The organism is Bordetella sp. FB-8 (assembly GCF_000382185.1).
Taxonomy (GTDB): domain Bacteria; phylum Pseudomonadota; class Gammaproteobacteria; order Burkholderiales; family Burkholderiaceae_B; genus Bordetella.
The window spans coordinates 3,554,780-3,574,297 of record NZ_KB907784.1 but is presented as its reverse complement, the minus strand read 5'-3'; the positions used below and the strand labels follow the sequence as shown (position 1 = coordinate 3,574,297).

General features: G+C 63.3%; 19 protein-coding genes. 8 read left to right on the top strand and 11 right to left on the bottom strand.

Annotated features, from left to right (window positions below):
- Positions 1-53: 53 nt before the first annotated feature.
- The 7 genes from H143_RS0117045 to H143_RS0117015 all read left to right on the top strand — a co-directional run bounded on the left by H143_RS0117045 (position 54) and on the right by H143_RS0117015 (position 7,678).
- Positions 54-1,889: an acyl-CoA dehydrogenase gene (locus tag H143_RS0117045; protein WP_019939474.1), complete on the top strand. Its 1,836-nt coding sequence runs from the start codon at positions 54-56 to the stop codon at positions 1,887-1,889.
- A gap of 85 nt (positions 1,890-1,974) precedes the next feature.
- The gene (locus tag H143_RS0117040) at positions 1,975-2,616 is read left to right on the top strand and encodes a peroxiredoxin (protein WP_019939473.1); all 642 of its coding nucleotides are present in this window, start codon (positions 1,975-1,977) and stop codon (positions 2,614-2,616) included.
- A 105-nt stretch (positions 2,617-2,721) separates the two neighbouring features.
- Positions 2,722-4,359 carry a glucosyltransferase domain-containing protein gene (locus tag H143_RS0117035; RefSeq protein ID WP_019939472.1) on the top strand — a complete coding sequence of 546 codons (1,638 nt, stop codon included), beginning with the start codon at positions 2,722-2,724 and terminating at the stop codon, positions 4,357-4,359.
- A 269-nt stretch (positions 4,360-4,628) separates the two neighbouring features.
- On the top strand, positions 4,629-5,816 hold the full coding sequence (locus tag H143_RS0117030; RefSeq protein ID WP_081627083.1) for a PA0069 family radical SAM protein: 1,188 nt from the start codon (positions 4,629-4,631) through the stop codon (positions 5,814-5,816).
- 62 nt (positions 5,817-5,878) lie between these two features.
- Positions 5,879-6,223, top strand: a complete 345-nt coding sequence (locus H143_RS20970; protein ID WP_019939470.1) for a hypothetical protein — start codon at positions 5,879-5,881, stop codon at positions 6,221-6,223.
- Positions 6,224-6,486: 263 nt separating this feature from the next.
- The gene (rplS, locus tag H143_RS0117020) at positions 6,487-6,873 is read left to right on the top strand and encodes a 50S ribosomal protein L19 (RefSeq protein ID WP_019939469.1); all 387 of its coding nucleotides are present in this window, start codon (positions 6,487-6,489) and stop codon (positions 6,871-6,873) included.
- A gap of 76 nt (positions 6,874-6,949) precedes the next feature.
- Entirely contained in the window at positions 6,950-7,678 is a 729-nt protein-coding gene (locus H143_RS0117015; RefSeq protein WP_019939468.1) for a CoA pyrophosphatase, read from the top strand.
- Between the two features lie 64 nt (positions 7,679-7,742).
- On the opposite strand, the gene H143_RS0117010 is transcribed toward H143_RS0117015, so the two are convergent.
- The 9 genes from H143_RS0117010 to H143_RS0116970 form a co-directional block, all read right to left on the bottom strand.
- Positions 7,743-8,660: an SMP-30/gluconolactonase/LRE family protein gene (locus tag H143_RS0117010; protein WP_019939467.1), complete on the bottom strand. Its 918-nt coding sequence runs from the start codon at positions 8,658-8,660 to the stop codon at positions 7,743-7,745.
- Positions 8,661-8,674: 14 nt separating this feature from the next.
- On the bottom strand, positions 8,675-9,673 hold the full coding sequence (locus tag H143_RS20965) for a tripartite tricarboxylate transporter substrate binding protein (protein ID WP_051094436.1): 999 nt from the start codon (positions 9,671-9,673) through the stop codon (positions 8,675-8,677).
- 45 nt (positions 9,674-9,718) lie between these two features.
- Positions 9,719-10,681, bottom strand: a complete 963-nt coding sequence (locus H143_RS0117000) for a tripartite tricarboxylate transporter substrate binding protein (RefSeq protein ID WP_019939464.1) — start codon at positions 10,679-10,681, stop codon at positions 9,719-9,721.
- A 36-nt stretch (positions 10,682-10,717) separates the two neighbouring features.
- Positions 10,718-11,800, bottom strand: coding sequence for a cyclase family protein (locus tag H143_RS0116995; RefSeq protein WP_026350180.1), 1,083 nt, complete (start codon positions 11,798-11,800; stop codon positions 10,718-10,720).
- A 12-nt stretch (positions 11,801-11,812) separates the two neighbouring features.
- Entirely contained in the window at positions 11,813-12,760 is a 948-nt protein-coding gene (locus H143_RS0116990) for an NAD(P)-dependent oxidoreductase (RefSeq protein ID WP_019939462.1), read from the bottom strand.
- Positions 12,757-13,440 carry an RraA family protein gene (locus tag H143_RS0116985; RefSeq protein ID WP_019939461.1) on the bottom strand — a complete coding sequence of 228 codons (684 nt, stop codon included), beginning with the start codon at positions 13,438-13,440 and terminating at the stop codon, positions 12,757-12,759. The genes H143_RS0116990 and H143_RS0116985 overlap by 4 nt, the downstream gene beginning before the upstream one ends.
- Before the next feature lie 111 nt (positions 13,441-13,551).
- Complete coding sequence (locus H143_RS0116980; protein WP_033365567.1) at positions 13,552-14,541, bottom strand: tripartite tricarboxylate transporter substrate binding protein; 990 nt, start codon at positions 14,539-14,541, stop codon at positions 13,552-13,554.
- Positions 14,511-15,461, bottom strand: a complete 951-nt coding sequence (locus H143_RS20960) for an amidohydrolase family protein (RefSeq protein WP_019939459.1) — start codon at positions 15,459-15,461, stop codon at positions 14,511-14,513. Before H143_RS20960 ends, H143_RS0116980 begins: the two co-directional genes overlap by 31 nt.
- A 12-nt stretch (positions 15,462-15,473) precedes the next feature.
- Positions 15,474-16,445 (bottom strand): tripartite tricarboxylate transporter substrate binding protein, encoded by a 972-nt coding sequence (locus H143_RS0116970; protein WP_026350178.1) that lies wholly within the window; start codon positions 16,443-16,445, stop codon positions 15,474-15,476.
- A gap of 96 nt (positions 16,446-16,541) precedes the next feature.
- Here H143_RS0116970 and H143_RS0116965 point away from each other — a divergent pair, with 96 nt between their 5' ends.
- Positions 16,542-17,288, top strand: a complete 747-nt coding sequence (locus H143_RS0116965; RefSeq protein WP_019939457.1) for an IclR family transcriptional regulator C-terminal domain-containing protein — start codon at positions 16,542-16,544, stop codon at positions 17,286-17,288.
- A gap of 40 nt (positions 17,289-17,328) precedes the next feature.
- Here the strand turns inward: H143_RS0116965 and rsgA are convergent, their stop codons facing one another.
- Entirely contained in the window at positions 17,329-18,219 is an 891-nt protein-coding gene (gene rsgA / locus H143_RS0116960; RefSeq protein WP_019939456.1) for a ribosome small subunit-dependent GTPase A, read from the bottom strand.
- A 66-nt stretch (positions 18,220-18,285) separates the two neighbouring features.
- On the bottom strand, positions 18,286-19,479 hold the full coding sequence (locus H143_RS0116955; RefSeq protein ID WP_051094508.1) for a M48 family metallopeptidase: 1,194 nt from the start codon (positions 19,477-19,479) through the stop codon (positions 18,286-18,288).
- Between the last annotated feature and the right edge of the window lie 39 nt (positions 19,480-19,518).

Below are 19,518 nucleotides of genomic sequence, written 5' to 3'. Positions count from 1 at the left end.
CCGATCGGGAGGGAACCGGAAATATAATGATGGGATAAATCGAGGAGACAACCTTGGCCTATCAGGTTCCACTGCAGGACATACGTTTCACGCTCAACGAGCTGGCTGGCCTGTCCGATGTGCTCGGGCTGCCGAACCAGGAGGAGATCGGCCCCGATCTGGTCGACGCGATACTTGAAGAAAACGCCCGGTTGGTCGAGGAGGTGGTGGCGCCGTTGAACGCGCAGGGCGATCGTCAACCGCCTGTCTGGCAGGACGGCCGGGTGCATGTGCTGCCTGCCTGGGCGAAGGCTTACGCTCAGTATGGCGAGGGCGGCTGGCAAGGTCTGCCGCACCCCGTGCGGTGGGGCGGACAGGGCCTACCCAAGCTGGTGGCGGCACCGGTGCATGAAAGCTTCCAATCAGCCAGCCTGGCCTTCACGCTGTGTCCCATGCTGACCGATGCGGTAATTGAGGCGCTGCTAACGGTGGGCAGTCAGGCGCAGCAGCAGCGCTATCTGCCCAAGCTGGTCAGCGGCCAGTGGTCGGGTACCATGAATCTGACCGAACCGCAGGCCGGCTCGGACCTGGCCCTGATCGCTTCACGCGCCGTGCGCCAGAACGAGGGCAGCTACCGGCTTTACGGCCAGAAAATATTCATCACCTACGGCGAGCACGACCAGGCCGAGAACATCGTGCATCTGGTGCTGGCGCGCACGCCGGACGCGCCGCCGGGCGTGAAGGGCATCTCGCTTTTCATCGTGCCCAAGTTCCTGGTCGAGGACGACGGCAGTCTGGGCAAGCGCAACGACATCTGGTGTGCCAAGCTCGAACATAAGTTGGGCATACACGCCAGCCCGACCTGTGAACTGATCTACGGTTCGGGCAAGGGCGAAGTGGGCGAGGGCGCAGTGGCCTATCTGGTGGGCGAGGAAAGGCGCGGCCTGGAATACATGTTCATCATGATGAACGCGGCGCGTTTTGCGGTGGGGCAGCAGGGCGTCGCGGTGGCCGAGCGGGCCTATCAGCATGCGCGCGATTATGCTCTGGGGCGCATCCAGAGCCGCGCCGTGGAGGGTTCGGCCGGCCCGGTGGCGATTGCGCACCACCCCGACGTGCAGCGCATGCTGCTGACCATGCAGGCCCTGACCGAGGCGGCACGATCCGTCTCCTACGTGGCTGCGGCGGCTCACGATTTGGGCGCACACCATCCCGACGCGGCCGTGCGCGCGAGCCAGCAGGCCCTGTACGAATACCTGGTGCCCGTGGTGAAGGGTTTTTCCACCGAAGCGGCCGTGGAGGTGGCTTCGCTGGGCATCCAGGTGCACGGCGGCATGGGTTTCATGGAAGAGGCCGGCGCGGCCCAGTATTACCGCGATGCCCGCATCCTGCCCATCTACGAAGGTACCACGGCCATCCAGGCCAATGACTTCGTGGGCCGCAAGATCGCGCGCGACGGCGGCGCGGCGGCCCACGCTTGCATTACCGCCATGCGCGAGACGCTCAAGTTTGTGGCGGCTCAGGCGCAGAAGGCCGATGCCGGTGACCGCGACGCGCTAGAGCTGCTGCGTCTGAATTTCGAGCAGGCCATCTGTGCCTATGAAGATGCCGTGGCCTATGTGGTGCAGAACGCCGCAGGACAGATCAGGGCGGTGTATTCGGGCAGCGTGCCCTTGCTGATGCTGGCGGGCACGGTGCATGGCGGCTGGCAGATGGCGCGCGCGGCTCTGGTCTGCCGCAGGCACCTGGCCGCGGGTTCCACCGATGCCTATCACCGCCGCAAACTGGCGACCAGCCTGTTCTATGCCGCGCATATCCTGCCGCGCGCGCTGAGTCTGTCGGCCGCGGTGCGCGGCGGCGCTATTGCCGATGCGTGCGGCATGCAATGGGAAAAGGCCAGCATTACATAAGATTATGCGGGCAGGCTATTTTTGCCTGTCCTTCTTGGGTGCCAGAATGACCGACATGGCCCCATAACTTTGCAGGAGAGTTTCCATGGCACAGCTACGCCTGGGCGACGTCGCCCCCGATTTCGAACAGCAATCTTCCTCCGGCCCCATTCGTTTTTACGAATACCTGGGCAACAGCTGGGGCGTGCTGTTCTCGCATCCCGCCGACTTCACACCAGTGTGCACCACCGAACTGGGCTATACCGCCAAGCTTGCCAGCGAGTTTGCCCGGCGCAACGTCAAGGTGTTGGCCTTGTCGGTGGATGGTGCCCAGTCGCACAAGGACTGGATCCACGACATCAACGATACGCAATCGACCACGGTGAACTTTCCCATCCTGGCCGACGAAGACCGCAAGGTTTCCGAACTCTACGACATGATCCACCCCAATGCCAGCGCCACGGCCACGGTGCGCTCGGTATTCATCGTCGACCCGGCCAAGAAGGTGCGGCTCATCATCACCTATCCGGCCAGCACAGGGCGCAATTTCAATGAGATCCTGCGCGTGATCGATTCGCTGCAGCTGACCGACAGCCACAGCGTGGCCACGCCGGTGAACTGGCAGGACGGCGACGACGTGATCATCGTGCCTTCGCTCAAGGACGAGGCCGTGCTCAAGGAAAAATTCCCCAAAGGCTACAAGGCCGTGCGGCCCTATCTGCGCATCACGCCGCAACCCAACAAGTGACCCCAGGCCGGCAATCGGCCGTAATTCGGGGCCGGGCGCACGAGCGTCCGGCCTTTTTGATTCGGGTATGCTCTTGCGCGAACCTAAAATGGCATGTAACCCGCAATGAATACTTCTCCAGCACAAAGCGCTACACAGAATCTGGACGTCCCGCGCTGGAACAGGCCAGTCTTCAAGGCCGCGCTGATTCTGAATGGCATCGTCGCCTATTGCATCCTGCATGCCGACCGCCTCTACGTGGACGACCTGGGCCGAGTGCATAGCGGCTACACGGGCTGGACGGGCGATGGCCGGCCGCTGACCACACTGGTCATGCAGTCGCTCAACATGGGCACACCCTTGACCGATCTGACGCCGCTGCCGCAGATCCTGGCCGTGCTGCTTCTTGCCTGGTGCGCCATGCTGGTCGCCCGCAAATTCGCGATCCGCGATGCCGCGACAGCGACACTGGTCGCCTTTCCGCTGGGCGCCAGCCCCTTCTTCCTGGAAAACTTGTCGTACAAATTCGACGTGCTGACCATGGTGCTGGCCCTGACCTTGGCCGTTGCGGCGGTCTGCGAGACGCCGTGGCGCGGACGCAGAATGGGGTGGGGCGCGCTCTGCCTGTTGGGCACGCTGTGCCTGTACCAGCCCGCGCTCAATGCCTTCCTGGTCTTGAGCGTGCTGGAGTTCCTCTACCTGATGTGGCGCGATGCCACGCCCGGCACGCTCGCGCGCCAGGTGCTGGGCCGTCTGGCCCAGGCGGTGGCGGCGATGATTCCTTACAAAATCATCGCCGATGTGATCCTGCGCAACCCTTATGCCAGCTACCACGCTGCCTTGCTGCGCCCCGGACAGTGGTCGGCCTTGTCCGACAATGTGCTGAGCTATTGGGAGCTGATACGCGAGGGCTTGAGCGAGACCGGCTCCTGGCCTTTGAGGGCGGCGCTGGCGCTGGGCCTGGTCATCGCCCTGATGTTCGGGCTGCGCTATGCGGCCCGCTCCTGGCGGTACTGTAGTCTGGCCGGACGCATTGGTCTCGTGGTGCTTGTTCCGATCATTCCGGTGGCGTTGACCCTCAGTGCCCTGGGGCCTCTGCTGTTTCTCAGCGAGGCCGTGATCGAGCCGCGCATCCTGGTGGGTATCGGGGCCTTGATCTCGGCCTGTCTGGTGCTGCTGTGCATATATTGGCGTGAAACCGTGCCTTGGGCTGGCCTGCGGCGCTACGGCCTGTGGACGCTTCTGGGGCTGCCGGCCTACAGCATGCTGCTCCTGGCAGCAGTCTACGGCTATGCCATGCAGGCGCAGAACAGCTATGAACACCGTATCAGCGCCAGCCTGGCTGATGACTTCGTCAACATCAACCAACGCTATGCGGCGCGCGGTGTCGACCTGGAGCACTATGTTTTGAACGGCACGGCCGGATATCCGCCGGTGCTCAACCTGACGATGAAAAAGTATCCCTTCCTGCGGCGCTTGGTCCCCATCTATCTGACCTCGGGCTGGGGGTGGGTGCGCGATCTGCTGGGCCAGTACCGCATGCGCGAGACCATGGACACGCTGCCGGGCAGCTTGAGCGACGCCGTCAGCCATCAATGCGACAACCCGCCTGTGCGCATTACCTCCAACTACAAGCTCTATGTGGTGGGTTCCATCGTGGTGGTGTCTTTCAATAATGCGGTGCAATGCACGTTCGATCAATTGCAGCAACCCGTGGCCCCTCTCAAGCACTTGGGCATCCCGAAGGGCAAGCTGCCGCAGTGACCGTGCGATGGTTCGCCCTGCGCGCTGCCGGCGCTGGTGGGAATAAGCTGATAACAGCAATGGCCAATACAGGTCAACGATTAATTTTTTGCCCTGTTGCTTTGTTGATAAATTGTTTAAAAACAATAGCTTGTAATATTTTTTGAAGGTTTTTTCATCAGGCGAAATCAAGAGTTCTCCAGGGGTCTTTTCTTGGAGTAAATTGGACTCGTCGATTTGAGGGCGATGGATTGCTTGCAAAAAGTACTGTTTTTTTATACAGTACTCGAATGGCAAACATCGATCGTTCCTCTTTCGCTGTTTCCGCCGGTTCTGGGTCCCCGGCTACCGCCCCCGCCGCTTTGCGCGGTCGGGGTGCGGTTACTAACGTGGGGCACCGCTACCAGTCGGATACCCGTGTCGAACCTCTCGAAAACGAGTGGGCGGTCGAGGCTGCCGACGACTGTGTCGGCGAGGAGGGCGACGCTGCGCCGGCTCCTCTGACGCAAGTGCGCCCCGAGCAGGTCCGCACGCTGCTCTCCCGTAACGATTCCCCCGATATTCCCTTCGAACTGGCCATCAACCCCTACCGGGGCTGCGAACACGGCTGCGCCTATTGCTACGCGCGCCCTACGCATGCCTATCTGGGGTACTCGCCCGGACTCGATTTCGAAACCAAGCTGACCGCCAAGGTCAACGCCGTCTCGGCGCTGCGCGCCGATCTGGCCAAGCGCAGTCATCGTGTCTCCCCCATCAATTTGGGTTCGGCTACCGACATCTACCAGCCCATCGAGCGGCAATGGCGCCTGACGCGCGGACTGCTCGAACTCATGCTCGAAACCCGCCACCCGGTCACCCTGGTCACCAAGAATGCCCTGGTCGAACGCGACCTTGATCTGCTCACCGCTCTTGCCGAGCGCAATCTGGTCATGGTCTACGTCAGTATCACCACGCTCGATGCGGACATGGCACGCACGCTCGAACCCCGGGCGTCGGCGCCCTGGCGCCGGCTGCAGGCCGTGCGCACCTTGACGGCCGCCGGCGTGCCGGTCGGGGTGCTGGCAGCGCCCATGATTCCCTTCATCAACGACGCCTTCCTCGAAGCCATACTGGCTGAGGCGGCCGGGGCAGGTGCCCGCTGGGGCAGCTACACCGTGATCCGGTTGCCCTGGGAAGTCCACGCGGTGTTCGAGCAGTGGCTGCGCACGCATTTCCCCGACCGTGCCGAACGCGTCCTGCACCGCATCGAGGACTTGCGCGGCGGCCGTCGCAACGATCCACGCTTCGGTACCCGTATGCGCGGCACTGGCCTTTGGGCAGACCTGTTGCGCCAGCGATTTTCGCTTGCAGCGCGCAAGCACGGCCTGAACCTCACCCCCCGGGCGCAGCTCGACTGCCAGCAGTTCGTTCCTCCTGTCACCCGCATTCTCAGTGTCCGCAGTACCCCGACGTCTCCCCAGTTGTCCCTGTTCGTTTAATCCGATCCAAGGCTAGGCGGGCATGATGCCCAGGCTGGCCGTTAGACCCCAGGAGTGCCACCATGAGCATCGCCGCTTCAGCTGTTCTTCCCTCGCTGCCGGTTTCGGGTTTGCGCCAGCCGGCATTCGGTGTGTCCGCCCCCGGCAAGTCCCGCTCGGGCCAGGCCCCGCTCCGGGAGCCTGCGGCGCAGGTCCCTGCGCGCAAATGGCCTTTTCCGCCCGAACCCCAGTCGACGGCAGCGCAGCCACCCGTTTTTCGGCCGGCGTCGTCGCTGGGCGACGTACGCAAGCTGTCCTCCAGCCAGATCGTGTCGCGCAAGGACATGCTGCTCGACGTGCTGATGGTTGTCGCCTGGGGCATCGCCATTCCCGCTCTCATGTGGCTGGGCGCGGTTGCGGGTTTTTGAGCAAATCCGGCTGCTCGGTCTCGGTGCTTGCGGCTTGACGCGCAGAGCGGTGCGGTTCAATCCGATGGGCAGCCTCGATACTTAGGCTTGCTGTGCTGTGCTGTGCTGTGCTGTGCCGGCCAAGGACTGTATTGGTGAAGAAAGGGCTAAGTGCTTTGCATATATAGGTTTTTTGGTATAGAATCTTGGGTTCGCTTCATCCTCTGCCTACAGACAAAACAACTTTCTCCTCTGCTGGCAAGATGCTTAAGGAGCTAATTTCCATGAATCTCATCCAAACTCTCGAGCAGGAAGAAATTGCTCGCCTGACCGGCGGCAAAGCCATGCCTGACTTTGGCCCCGGCGATACCGTGATCGTCAACGTGAACGTGGTCGAAGGCACCCGCAAGCGCGTGCAGGCTTTCGAAGGCGTGGTCATCGCTCGTCGCAACCGTGGCCTGAACTCGTCCTTCATCGTGCGCAAGATCTCGTCGGGCGAAGCGGTTGAACGTACCTTCCAGCTGTATTCGCCGCAGATCGCTTCGATCGAAATCAAACGCCGCGGCGACGTGCGCCGTGCCAAGCTGTACTACCTGCGCAGCCGTTCGGGCAAGTCGGCTCGCATCAAGGAAAAGCTGGTCAGCAAGACCCAGCGGCAAGCCCAGGCCTGACCCGGTTTTCAGCCCGAAGCCCTTGCAAGGCAAAAAAAAGGCACCCGGTGGGGTGCCTTTTTTACACCGATTCATCATGTCCGACTCCGCATCCCCTCGATCTCGCAATGCGTTCGCGCCCGGCTTCGATCCGTCGAACCAGCCCTGGCAGGTGGCCGATAAGGGATTGTCCGCCCTTGGCCGGCAGTGGTTCGAGCCTGAGCCGTTTCGCCGGCTATGGTCGGCCATTCCGGGGTGGCAGCAGGACGAGAAGTCAGGCGGAGCCGATCTGCGCTCCACCGGGCGCCAAGCCGCCGTGCTGTTGCCGCTGGTGGCACGTCCTGAAGGCTTGCACATCATGCTCACCCAACGTACGGTGCACTTGCGCGACCACGCCGGGCAGATCAGCTTTCCCGGCGGCAGCATCGAAGCCGAAGACGCCAGCCCTATAGAGGCTGCCTTGCGTGAGGCATTCGAAGAAACCGGCCTGCCGCATTCTCACGTGGAAGTGCTGGGCACCATGCCCCAGTACGCCACCGGCACCGGTTTTGCCGTGACGCCGGTGGTTGGGCTGGTAAGCCCCGGGTTCGCGTTGACCCCCGATGACTTCGAGGTCGCCGAGGTGTTCGAGACGCCCATGGCGTTTCTGATGGATCCGGCCAATCACAGGTTGTACCAGGCCCAGTTGCCCGATGGCCGCCAGCGCCAGTATTTCGCCATGCCCTGGGAAGGATATTTCATTTGGGGAGCCACGGCGGGAATGCTGCGCAATCTGTACCGTACATTGCTCAGCGCGGTACTCAGGGTCGAGGATCCGGGTTTTTGAGCTTGATGAATGGGCCGGCACTGTGGGTTCGCCCATTCATTGCCTTTCAGGCGCCCGCGCGGACCTAACGCAGCCGTGACAGAGGAAGTCCCGAAGTCGGAGCCTGGGCGGTCAGGATCGAACCCGAGGCAGACTCGGTGCAATACAAAGTGCGCTTGCCAGGGCCTGCGAATGCAATATTGGTGGTGGATGTGCCCATTGGGCTGCGCCAGACCACGATGGGTTCGGCGCGAGGATTGAGCAGCCATACATAGCCCAAACCCGGGTTGGCGACGATGACATTGCCTTGCACGTCCACGGCAAGGCCGTCCGGTCCACTAGGGCCATAGGATGTGAAAAACTGGCTCACCTTGCTGACGCTGCCATCTGGCAGCAGTGGCACGCGCCACACGCAATTGCCGCGCGTAACCGCAAGGTAAAGCACTCGTTCGTCGGGCGACAGGGCCACGCCATTGGGGCTGGGCACGTTGTCGAGCAGCAGATCGAGTTGCCCATTCTTTCGCAGGCGATAGAGGCGCCCGCTGGGATCGTGCAGGCCGCTCTGGCCTTGATCCGTGAAGTACAAATTGCCTGCGTTGTCGAAAATCAGATCGTTGACGCCCTTGAATCGCTCACTGTTGCGGCGTTCCAGGTAAGGCTCCACGCGTCCGGTCGACAGATCCAAAAGCATCAAGCCGTTCTTATAGTCGGTAATGAGCAGCCGGCCGGCATCCAGGAATTTCATGCCGTTGGGTTCCCCGTCATATTCAGCCACGAGCGTCCAGAGTCCCGAGCCGTCTATCCGGAATATGCGTCCCCACGGAATGTCCGTGACATATAAATTGCCGGTATCGTCAAATACCGGCCCTTCCAGGAAGCAGTCCGTCGCGGCGCCCGCACGGTTCGCGTCGGCCCAGGCGCTGCGCTGGGGCCGGCGCAAGGACTCCGGCATCGAAGAGAACACCGAGAAATCCTGGATTTGACATGCATTGAGCAGGAACATGGGGGATTCTTCGTTCAGCGTTTTTCGAAAGCGATCGCGTGAGCTACCTTACTCCACATGGCGCCGCTGTCGTGCAGCATGCGCGCGAAGCCCTTTGCGTCCACGTAGCGGGGGTCGGCGCCCATCTTGTGTGCGAACGTCTGCATGTCGGAAGACGCCATGGCCTTGGCGATCTCGCTTTGCAGCCGGTTCATGACCGCGGGCGGCGTGCCTTTGGGGGCCCAGAGCCCCGTCCAGTTGACTACCCCATCGAAGTTCTTCACCCCGGATTGCGCGAAAGTCGGGACATCGGGAAGGACCGCCAGGCGTGTCTTGCCGCTGACGGCCAGTAGGCGCAGATTACCGCCTTGCACGGGTCCCATGATCCCCGTGGTGGAGGCAAACTGGAAGTCGATGACATGGCCCAGCAGCGCCTGCGTGGCTTCGGCCGCGCCCTTGAACGGTATGTGCATGAATTTCACATGGGCGGCGATGGCCAGGCCCTCGGCGGCAAAGTGGGGGGTCGTGCCGGGCCCGCCCGAACCGAATTTCACGGTTCCCGGCGCAGCCTTGGCCTTGGCCAGCAGATCGCTCAGCGACTTATAGGGGCTGTCGGCGTTGACGGCCAGGGCCATCGGCGCGAATAGAAATGCCGCAACGGGCTGCAGATCGTGGGCGGGATCGAAGGGCAGCTTCTTGAAGATATAGGGCAGGAGAGAATAGGTCGTGTCGTTGGCGACCAGGGTGTAGCCATCGGGCTTGGCCTGGGCCACGTAATTGACGCCTATGGTCCCCGTCGCGCCAGGCTTGTTCTCGACGATGAAGCTCTGGCCGGTCTGCTCGGTCAGCTTCTGGGCGATCTTGCGCGTGGCCACGTCGACCGCCCCGCCGGGGCCATAGGGAACGATGATGCGCACGGGGTGCGCGGGCCATTGCTCCTGGGCGTGGGCCGTGCCGGCGCCCAGCAAGAGGGTCGCGGTGCCCAGCAGCGCGGTCAGGAATTTGCCGGGATTGGAAAAAACGCGATATTTCATTGTCTGTCTCCTTTGAGTTGTCGATTGAGCTGTCTGGTGGTGCGGCTATTGGGCTTGCAGGTTCAGTTCGTGTGCCAAGGTCTTGTATTCGTCGATTTCATGCGCCAGCCGGGCCTGGAACGCATCGCCGCAGGTGTGCTGGGGCTGCAGTCCCAGCCTGTGCAGGGAGGTGGCCGTCTTGGGATCTTCGGCGAAGTCGGTGGCTGCGCGGATCAATGCCTGGCGCACCGCATCCGGCATGCCTGCAGGTCCGAGCACCCCATACCAGGCTTCGGCGGTATAGCCCTTTACGCCGGCCTGGGCGAAGGTCGGCACTTGCGGCAATTGCGGCAGGCGCTGGGCCGTGGCAGCGGCCAGGGCGGTCAGTTTGCCGGCCTGTATCTGGGGCAATACGGACCCCAGGGTCGCTATCGAGCTGTCGACCTGTCCACTCATCAGGTCGGATATCGCCTGGGATGCGCCTTTGTAGGGAATGTGCGTCATCGAGGTGCCCGTCAGGCGCAGGAAGCGTTCGGTGTCGAAATGGCCGGAGCTGCCGATGCCGGGCGTCGCAAAGGTATGCTTGCCTGGCTGGGCCTTGAGCTGGGCGATGAAGTCGCCCAAGGTCTTGACCGGCATGGCGGGACCGACCACCAATACGGATGGGCTGCTGGCCACCGAGCAAAGCGGGGTGAAGGAACGCAAGGCGTCGAACTTGATCTTGTCGCTGTAGAGCGCTGGCAGCATCGCATGGTTGGTTGCGCCAAACAGCAAGGTATAGCCGTCGGCCGGCGATTGCGCGACGAACTGGGCCGCCACGATGGTGTTGGCGCCAGGCATGTTCTCTACGATGAACGATCGTCCCAGTTCATGCGCAGCGTAGGCCGCAAAGGCGCGCGCCACGATGTCGGTGGGGCCGCCAGCGGAAAAGCCGACGATGACGCGCACAGGCTTGGCAGGATAGGCTGCCATGGCGGCCTGGGCGCAAAATGCCAGGACGATGCCCAGCAATATCTTCAATGTCTTCATGTTGTCTCCTTGTTTTTGAAATTTGCCCTAGGGGCGTCAAACGGTGGCTATGGGTGTGAGAGGGGATCCGGCTGCTCCCGGCAGGCGCAAGGGCGGCGCGGTGAGCAGGAATTGGCTGCGGCCATGCGCTCGCAGCCAGCGCGCCAACGGGGTCAGCCACCACAGTTCGCCCAGGTGGATGCCGTTCTTGAACAGGCAGTGTTCGTGCAGAGGCAGCCGCGGCCCGCGCATGGGTTGTCCTTGCCCGCCGAATCCGACGGTCTGGATCAGTTCGACGGCAGGGTTGTCGCAGATCAGGCAGGCCAGCCGCACGTCGATAATCCAGTCCAGCAGGCGCTGGTCGTTGCCGTCCAGCCCGCTGCCTGTCGCGTGCAGCCGGGCAACATCCGGCTGGCGGTTCATGGCCGTCAAGGTGTCGCCGAATCCCGTATGCAGGCACACCATGTCGCCCGGTTCGATCGATACCGCATCGGCTTCAATGATCCGCATGAGTTCGTCGTAGCCCACGGCGTGTCGCGTGCGTCCGACGTGGCGCTCCAGGTCGATCAGTACGCCGCGGCCCTGAACGCCATGCCGGGCGAGGTTGTCGATGCCCAATGCCCCGGCATCCGGCCCGGGGAAACGGGCCCATTCGGCGACGGCGGCCGGATCTTCGGCCGCGGCCAGCACATGTTCGCCGGCGCGAAATCCGTTGTAGAACACGGCTTCAGGAAAGCCGTCGCCATCGGCGTCGAAGCGGCTGCCCATGTGGGCCAGGCTGTCCCATTGCGTGGAATACTGCGTATTCATCAGCAGGACATCGTCGCAGACCACGTCCGTCAGCGCCTCGTTTTCGCTTGCATACGACCAGCAAAACCCCTGCGCGCCGACACTCTTGCCGTCGCGCAGCGTGGAGAAACGCTGGGTGGGAAGCCGTCGGGGATTGAGTTGCGTGCCGCCCGGCATGTCCAAGGGCAGCGACAGGCAGAACGTCAGTCCCTCGCGTACCTGCGCGATGCCCTGCAAGACCTTGCCTCGATCGACGAGGTTCATGCGGCCGAGCCGGTCGTCGGGGCCGAATTCCCCCCAATGACTTGCGGGTGGGGCATGCTTCCAGCGTGGACCCGGGAGAGTCGTCATTGCTGTCTTCGCTCAGGCCTGGCCATGCAATGCGGCCAGTGCGTTCTTGGCGGCGGCAATGCCCATGTTGACGTAGGCTTCTTGCGTGACGCCGCCGATGTGGGGGCTGAGAATGATGCCGGGTTCGTTGCGAAACGGATGCCCGGCCGCCATGGGTTCGACGCCGAAGCTGTCCAGTCCCGCGGCCTTGACCTGCCCGGACCGGATTGCCTCGAGCAGCGCCATTTCGTCGACCAGGCCGCCGCGCGCCGTATTCACGACGTATACGCCGCGCTTGCACTGCGCGAGCGTTTGCGCATTGAGCAGGTTGCGGTTTTCCTCGGTCAGCGGGCAATGCAGGGAAATCGCGTCGGACTCGCGCCAGATCGTTGCCAGATCGGCCCGGCTTAAATAGCCTGGAAGATCGGTTGCATAGGGGTCGTAGCCCAGGATCCGCATATCCATGCTGTCGGCCATGCGCGCCATTTTCCGACCGATGGCGCCCAGTCCGACCAGTCCGAGCGTCTTGCCGGCAAGTTCAGCGCTCTTGTGCGTGGCCTTGTCCCAGTAGCCTGCGTGCATGCGGGCATTCAAGCCCACAATCGACTTGGCGCAGGCCAACAGCAGCGCCATGGCTTGCTCGGCCACGGCAGCGGCATTGGCGCCGGCAGCCGCGACGACCTGGATGCCGCGCGCCGCCGCCGCGGCCTTGTCTATGGTGTCGGTGCCGCTGCCGTGTTTGGAAATGACTTTCAAGGAGCGTGCCGCGTCCATCGCGGCCGCACCGACCTTGCTGTAGCGCACGATGATCGCAACCGGGTCATGGTCCCGGCAGAGCGAGACGATGTCTTGCTCAGTGGGATTTTTCCCGGCGTAGACGATGTCGTAGGCGTCCAGCAGTTCCAGCGCCTGCGGCGCCAGGTCGGCTGCAGTGACGAGAATGGCAGGCTTGCCGACGCCGTCGCGGTGAGATGTGCTCACAGCGTCTCCCCTTCCTTGAGCACGCCGGCGGTGCGCAGCGACGAGTCCAGCCACTTGGCGGCGGTATCACCGGCCTTGATGGCAGCGATGCGCGCGGCTTCGTCCTTGACCTTCTTGTCAGCCATGGGTAGCAGTCCGGCCACTTTTTCACGCTCGACCACCACCACGCCGTCGTTGTCGCCGATGATGAAATCGCCGGGATGAACGGTGATTCCGCCGACGGTCACCGGATGCCCAATGCGCCCGCCGATATTCTTGGTCGGGCCGTTGGGGTTGGTTCCAGCCGCAAATACCGGATAGTCCATCTCGATGATTTCCAGGCTGTCGCGCGCCGCACCGTCCATGACCACGCCGGCCAGCCCCAGTTGCTTGCACGCAGTCATCATGATGGTGCCCATCAGCGCCGAGTTCAGATCGCCCTTGCCGTCGATGACCAGCACATCGCCGGGCCGGGCCAGCGCAATCGCCGCGTGGATCATCAGGTTGTCGCCCGGCCTGACTTCCACGGTAAAGGCCGTGCCGGCCAGTTTCATGGCCGGATGCAGCGGCCGGATGCGGCCATGCATTGCGCCGCGCCGGCCTGCCACATCGGCCAGGATGGCAGGCTGAAAGCGGCTAGCCTGCGCCACGATGTCTGCGGGAACCCGCGTGAAGTTTTTGATGATGTCGGGATTGCCCATGTTGGATCCTGATTTGCGAATGAACGATGAATATGCGGAAACTCCAATGGGGAATTCCCGGGGAAAATGTGCCGGTTTGCGGCCGGCGCTTTTTTTTGGAGCGGACGAGTCTTAGGCCTTGATTCCCGCCTCGCGGATGAGCCTGCCCCATTTCTCGTAATCGGCGCGGCGCAGAGCGTCGAGCTCATGCGGCGTTCCGCCTACCAGGGTGATGCCCAGCTTGCCGGCCAGGTCCGCCACGGCAGGCGCTTTCAGGGCCTTGTCGATTGCCGTGTTCAAGCTCTGAATGACGGGCGCCGGGGTGGCTGCGGGTGCGAAGACGGCTTGCCACTGCACCACCACGAAATCCTTGAAGCCCTCTTGCGTCATGGTGGGCGTGTCGGGGAGTTCGGGTAGTCGCTCGGCGCTGGTCACGGCCAGCGCGCGCAAGGCGCCGCTCTGAACGTAGGGCAAGGCCGCGGCGGCCGGGGCAAACATGAATTGCACCTGCTCGCTCAAGGTATCCTGCAGCGCAGGCGTGTCGCCCTTGTACGGCACATGAATGAATTTCGCGCCGGTCTGCTTCTGCAGGAGCTCGCCCTGCATGTGCAGAATCGTTCCCGTGCCGCCGGAGGCGAACGCGATTCTTCCCGGCGCGGCCAGGGCCGCGGCGACCAGCTCCCCGACCGATTTGTACGGCTGCCTGGCGCCCACGACCAGGATGTGCGGAATTGTGCCGACGGTAGTGATCGGAGCGAAAGAGCCGATGGGGTCGTAGTTGAGCTTGCCCATCAGGTGGGGGGCAATCGCCTGGGGGCCGATGGAAGTTCCCAGCAACGTCAGGCCGTCCGGTGCGCTGCGCGCAACAAAGGACGCGCCTATGGTGCCGGTGGCTCCAGGCCTGTTTTCCACAATCACTTTCATGGAAGACTGCAGGCCTAGCTGCTGGGCAATGCTGCGGCCCAGGACGTCGGTGCTGCCGCCCGCGGGATAGGGCACCACCCATACGATGGGCTTGCCATCCGGCCAGGCGCTCGCGGCTCTGGCGATCATGGGCAGGGCCGCGGCGCCGGCCAGAAAGCGCCGGCGAGTCAAGCGAGGGAGACGGAACGATGCGTCCATGTTTTTTCCTTCTGATGTGTGGGTTCGGCAGCGAAGCCGTAGAGCCTCGCGGGATTCGTGACCAGAATGCGTTCGAGCGTGGCGGCATCGCCGGCCCATCGGCTCAGCCGGTCCAGTTGCAGCGCGTCGTCGGGCATGGGCTGCATGCCTGCCGATGCCGTGGCATGCGGCCAGTCGCTGCCCCAGACCACCCGGTCAGGCGCCGCGTCGATATAGCTGCGCGCCAGGTCATCCAGATCGGGATCGTCGGCTCGGCCGATATCGCTGACGATGTAGCCTCCGGAGAGCTTGACCCAGGCCAATCCGTCGCGCAGCAGCGCCATCAAGACGGCATGGGCTGGCTGGCGGAACACGGGCTGGCGCAATGCCGGATGGCGCAACGCATGACCGGGATTGATGCGCCCCATGTGATCGAACACCAACTGCACGGGAAGCCGGCGAAGACGATCGGCTATTTGCGCCAGGAGACTGGGAGGCATCAGCAGCTGGATGTGCCAGCCCAGATCCTTGACGCGTCGAGCCAGGGGCTGGAGATCGTCTAGCGTGTTGGCCACGCCCAGCGAAAGATTCAGGCGGATGCCTCGTACGCCCGCCTCGTGCAGCGCCAGCAACTGCGCGTCGCTCTGCGTGCCGTCGATGACCGCCACGCCGCGTGCCGCCTGTCCCAGCTGGGCCAGGCCCTGCAGCATTGCGCGATTGTCGTAGCCGTAAGTCGACGGCGTCACCAGCACCGCGCGCTGTAATCCCAGGCATTGCTGCAAGGCCCGGTACTGAGCCGCCGAGGCATCGGGCGGCACCAGCTTTGCGGTGGGCGCCGCCGGAAAGCGGCTGTCATAGATATGTACGTGGCAGTCGCAAGCCCGCCGCGCTATGACCGTGCGGGGAGCCGTCGTCGTGGAGGTGTAGGCAAACGTGGCCATGGCATGCCTGGATCAGTCGATGTGCGCTCCGGATTCCTTGACCAGCTCACCCCAGCGGATCCGGTCCTTGTGGATCAGGGCGGCAAAGCCCTGAGGGCTGCTGATGTCGACCTGGGCGCCCTGGGACTTGAATTGCTTTTCGATCTCCGGCGACTTCAATGCCTTGACCAGAGCATCGTTCAGCGTCTTGACCACAGCAGCCGGCAGATGCGCCGGACCGAGCAGGCCGAACCAGGTGATTCCCTCGAAGCCCGGATAACCCGATTGCGCGAACGAAGGCACGTCCGGCAGATCGTCGGAGCGCTTGAGCGAAGTGACCGCCAGCGCGCGCACGATCCCGCTGCGAATGGGACCGATCAAGGTCGGTACCGACGACATGTACATGTCGACGCGGCCGCCGATGACATCGGTCAGGCCTTGCTCGGCGCCCTTGTAGGGAACGTGTGTGACCCGGATCCGCGCGTCTTTCTGGAATTCAACGGTCGACAAGTGGGCCACCGTTCCGATGCCCGATGTCGCGACCGTAAGCGAGCCGGGTTTGGCCTTGGCCGCCTTGACCACGTCGGCCAATGTTCTGAAGGACGACTTGGCGCCGGTGACCAGTACCAGCGGAGCCTGCGCCACCAGGCCGATGGGCGTCAGGTTCTTTTCCGGGTCGTAGGGCAGGTGGGCATACAGCGTGGGGTTGATGGCCAGGTTGCTGGTCTGGCCCAGCACGATGGTGTAGCCGTCGGGGGCGGCTTGAGCAGCCACGTTGACTCCGATGTTGCCGCCCGCGCCGGGGTGGTTTTCAACGACGAAGCTCCAGCCGGTATCGGCGCCGATCCTGGAGGCGATTTCGCGCGCCAGTGCATCGGTGCCGCCTCCCGGAGGGAAGGGCACGATCAGACGGATGGGCTTGTCCGGGTAGGCTGCTTGCGCGCTCAGGGGCAGAACGGCGCAGGCCAGTGCGGCGGCCGTCAATACATGACGAGCGATTTTCAATTTTGTCTCCTAGTTGTTTTTTGAATGCGACGGAATTGTGTCTTCTTGTTCTGCACAATACAATGGCATTTCGTATAGTGAGACATGTTCCGGTAAATGAACAAAATTGATGATTCAAAAGATACGGAATTGACGCCCGAAGATGGCGTGGTTGCGGTCAGGCGCGCCATGCGCATCCTGGAAGCGTTCGGCGGAGAAAGCGCCTATCTGTCGCTTGCGGAATTGAGCCGGCGCACGGGCTACCACCGCTCTACCGTGCTGCGTCTTGCGCGTACGCTGGCATTGGACGACTACCTGGCCCAACAGCCGGACGGCTCATGGAGACTTGCCCATGCAGCGGGTTGGCTCGGCGCCTGCTATCAGGCAACTTTCAATGTGCATGATGTCGTCGAACCCATGCTGCGGGAACTTTCCATCGCAACGGGCGAAAGTGCGACGTTTTATGTGCGCGAGGGAAGCCAGCGCATTTGCGTGGCGCGTATCGATGGTTCCAAATCCATACGCCATCATGTCCGCGTGGGTTTGACCCTGCCGCTCGAGCTGGGCAGTCCGGGACGCGTGCTATTGGCTTTTTCGGGGGCCGAGGGAGAGCCCTATGAATCGATCCGCCGGGCAGGCTACGCCACGTCTGTGGGCGAGCGGGATCCGGAGGTATCCAGCATCTCGGCGCCTGTGTACGGCATTCAATGGAAATTGCTGGGGGCTATCGGTATTTCAGGACCCATGTCCCGCCTGACGAATCAGACGCTGATCAAGCACAAGGAAGCTGTTTTGTCCGCCGCCAGCAGTATCTCGCGGGCCATGATGGGGGTGCGTCAGGACGGGTCATACCGGAAATTTTGAGTCGGCGCCTGTGTCAAATGCAGCAGGCGCCGGTATTTACTCAATACCGCTGCGCCGTCTCGTGCTCGTGCAGAATGCGCTGGTACAAGGCGTAGCGTTGCGGCGCGATCTGTCCGCCCCGGGCTGCGGCGACCACGCCGCAGCCCGGCTCGTGTCGGTGACTGCAGTTGTAGAAGCGGCAATGCTCGATGTGCGGCAGAAATTCCGGAAAGCCGCGCACGATTTCTTCGCGCGACAGATGCGAGAGTCCGAAGGCCTGGAATCCGGGGGAGTCGATCAAATCGCCGCCCGGCTCGGGCAGATGGTATAGCCGGGTGCTGGTGGTGGTGTGGCGGCCCATGTCCAGCGCGGTCGAGTATTCCTGCGTGGCGGCCAGTGCCTCGGGCACCAGGGCATTGAGCAGGGTGGACTTGCCCATGCCGCTCTGGCCCAGCAGCAGGCTGGTCTTGCCGGTCAGGTACGGTGCCAGTCGTTCGCGCACGGCCTGCGGTTCTTTCGCGCTCAGTTCGACGACGGGTACATCCAGGGCCTGCAACGGCGCCAGCCGTTCGCGCGCGGCAGCCAGGCCGTCGACCAGGTCGGTCTTGTTGAGCACGATCAGCGGAACGATGTCCGCGCTCCAGGCGCCGGCCAGTGCGCGGCCCGTCAGGTCGTCGGAAAAAGTAGGTTCCACCGCCACCACGATGAGCAACTGGTCGACGTTGGCGGCGAACTGCTTGGAGCGCATTTCGTCTGAGCGGTAGAGCAGGTTGCGGCGCGGCAGCACGGCGTCGATGGCGCCTTCGTCCTGGCCCTGGAGCGTGATGCGCACGTAATCGCCCACCGCAGCGCCGGCTTTCTTGCCGCGCGGAAAGCATTGCCGCACGCTTGCGTCAGGAAATTCCACACGGTAGTGGCGGCCGTGCGCCGCAATGATGCGCCCTTCAGTCATGAGGCTCCCAGGGCGCAGCGCGCCCGCCGGTTAAAGAGAATGAGCGCACCAGGCGGCTCGGCGCGCTCATGTCTGCAGCAGATGGCGGATGCGCACGGACGCGGGCGGGTGACTGTCGTAGAAAGCCGAATGCACCGGGTCGGGCGTGAGCGTGGCTGCGTTGTCGTCATACAGCTTGACCAATGCCGATACCAGTTGCGCGGCCGAACTTTGCATGGCGGCATAGCGGTCTGCCTCGAACTCGTTGCGCCGTGAGTACCAACTGCCCAGCGGAGTGAGCGGGAAGGTGAACACCGGCAGCACCAGGAAAAAGAGCAGCAGGGCCAGGGCATTGTCGCTGCCGTCGCCGCGGGGCAAGGCTCCCAGCCCGGCATAGAACCAGGGCTGCTGTGCCAGCCAGCCCAGCAGGGCGAAGAAGACCAGCGCCAGCACGAAGCTCATGACGATGCGGCGGGCGATGTGTCCGTGCGCGAAATGCCCCAGCTCGTGGGCCAGCACAGCCTCGATTTCATCTGCGTTCAGGCGCGCAATCAGGGTGTCGAAGAACACAATGCGGCGCGCCTTGCCGAACCCCGTGAAATAGGCGTTGCCGTGCCCCGAACGGCGCGAGCCGTCCATGACGAACAAGCCGCCGAGCGCGAAGCCACAGCGCAGCGCCAGCTGGCGGATGCGAACCGCCAGTGTTGCGTCGGCCAGCGGCGTGAACTTGTTGAACAGCGGCGCGATGAACATGGGATAGATAAAGAGCAGCAGCAGGTTGAAGGCTACCCACAGGCCCCAGGCCCATAGCCACCAGGCGGCGCCGGCCTGTCCCATCAGCCACAGCACGGCCGCGGCCAGGGGCAGGCCCAGCACCAATCCCAGTGCGATGCCCTTGACCGTGTCGGCCACGAATAGGGCCGGTGTCATGCGGTTAAAACCGAAGCGTGCTTCCAGGCGGAACTGCCGCCACAAGGCGAAAGGCAGCCCCAGCACGCCCATCACGGCTGCCACGGCCACCAGCAGCAACAATTGACGCGGCAAGGAGTGATCGGTGATGTGGCCCACGACCCGGTCCAGCCATTGCAGGCCGCCCAACAGCGTCATGGCCAGCAGGATCGCGGCGTCGTACACCTGCTCGACCCAGCCCAGCCGTAAGCGCGCCCGCGTGTAGTCGGCCGCGCGCTGATGGCTCGCCAGATTGATGCGATCGGCGAATTCGTCCGGCACCCGGTCGCGGTGGTCGGCCACGTGGCGCATCTGCCTGGCGGACAGCCACATGCGCACGGCCAGGTCGGCCAGCAGCAGAACGACGAAAAT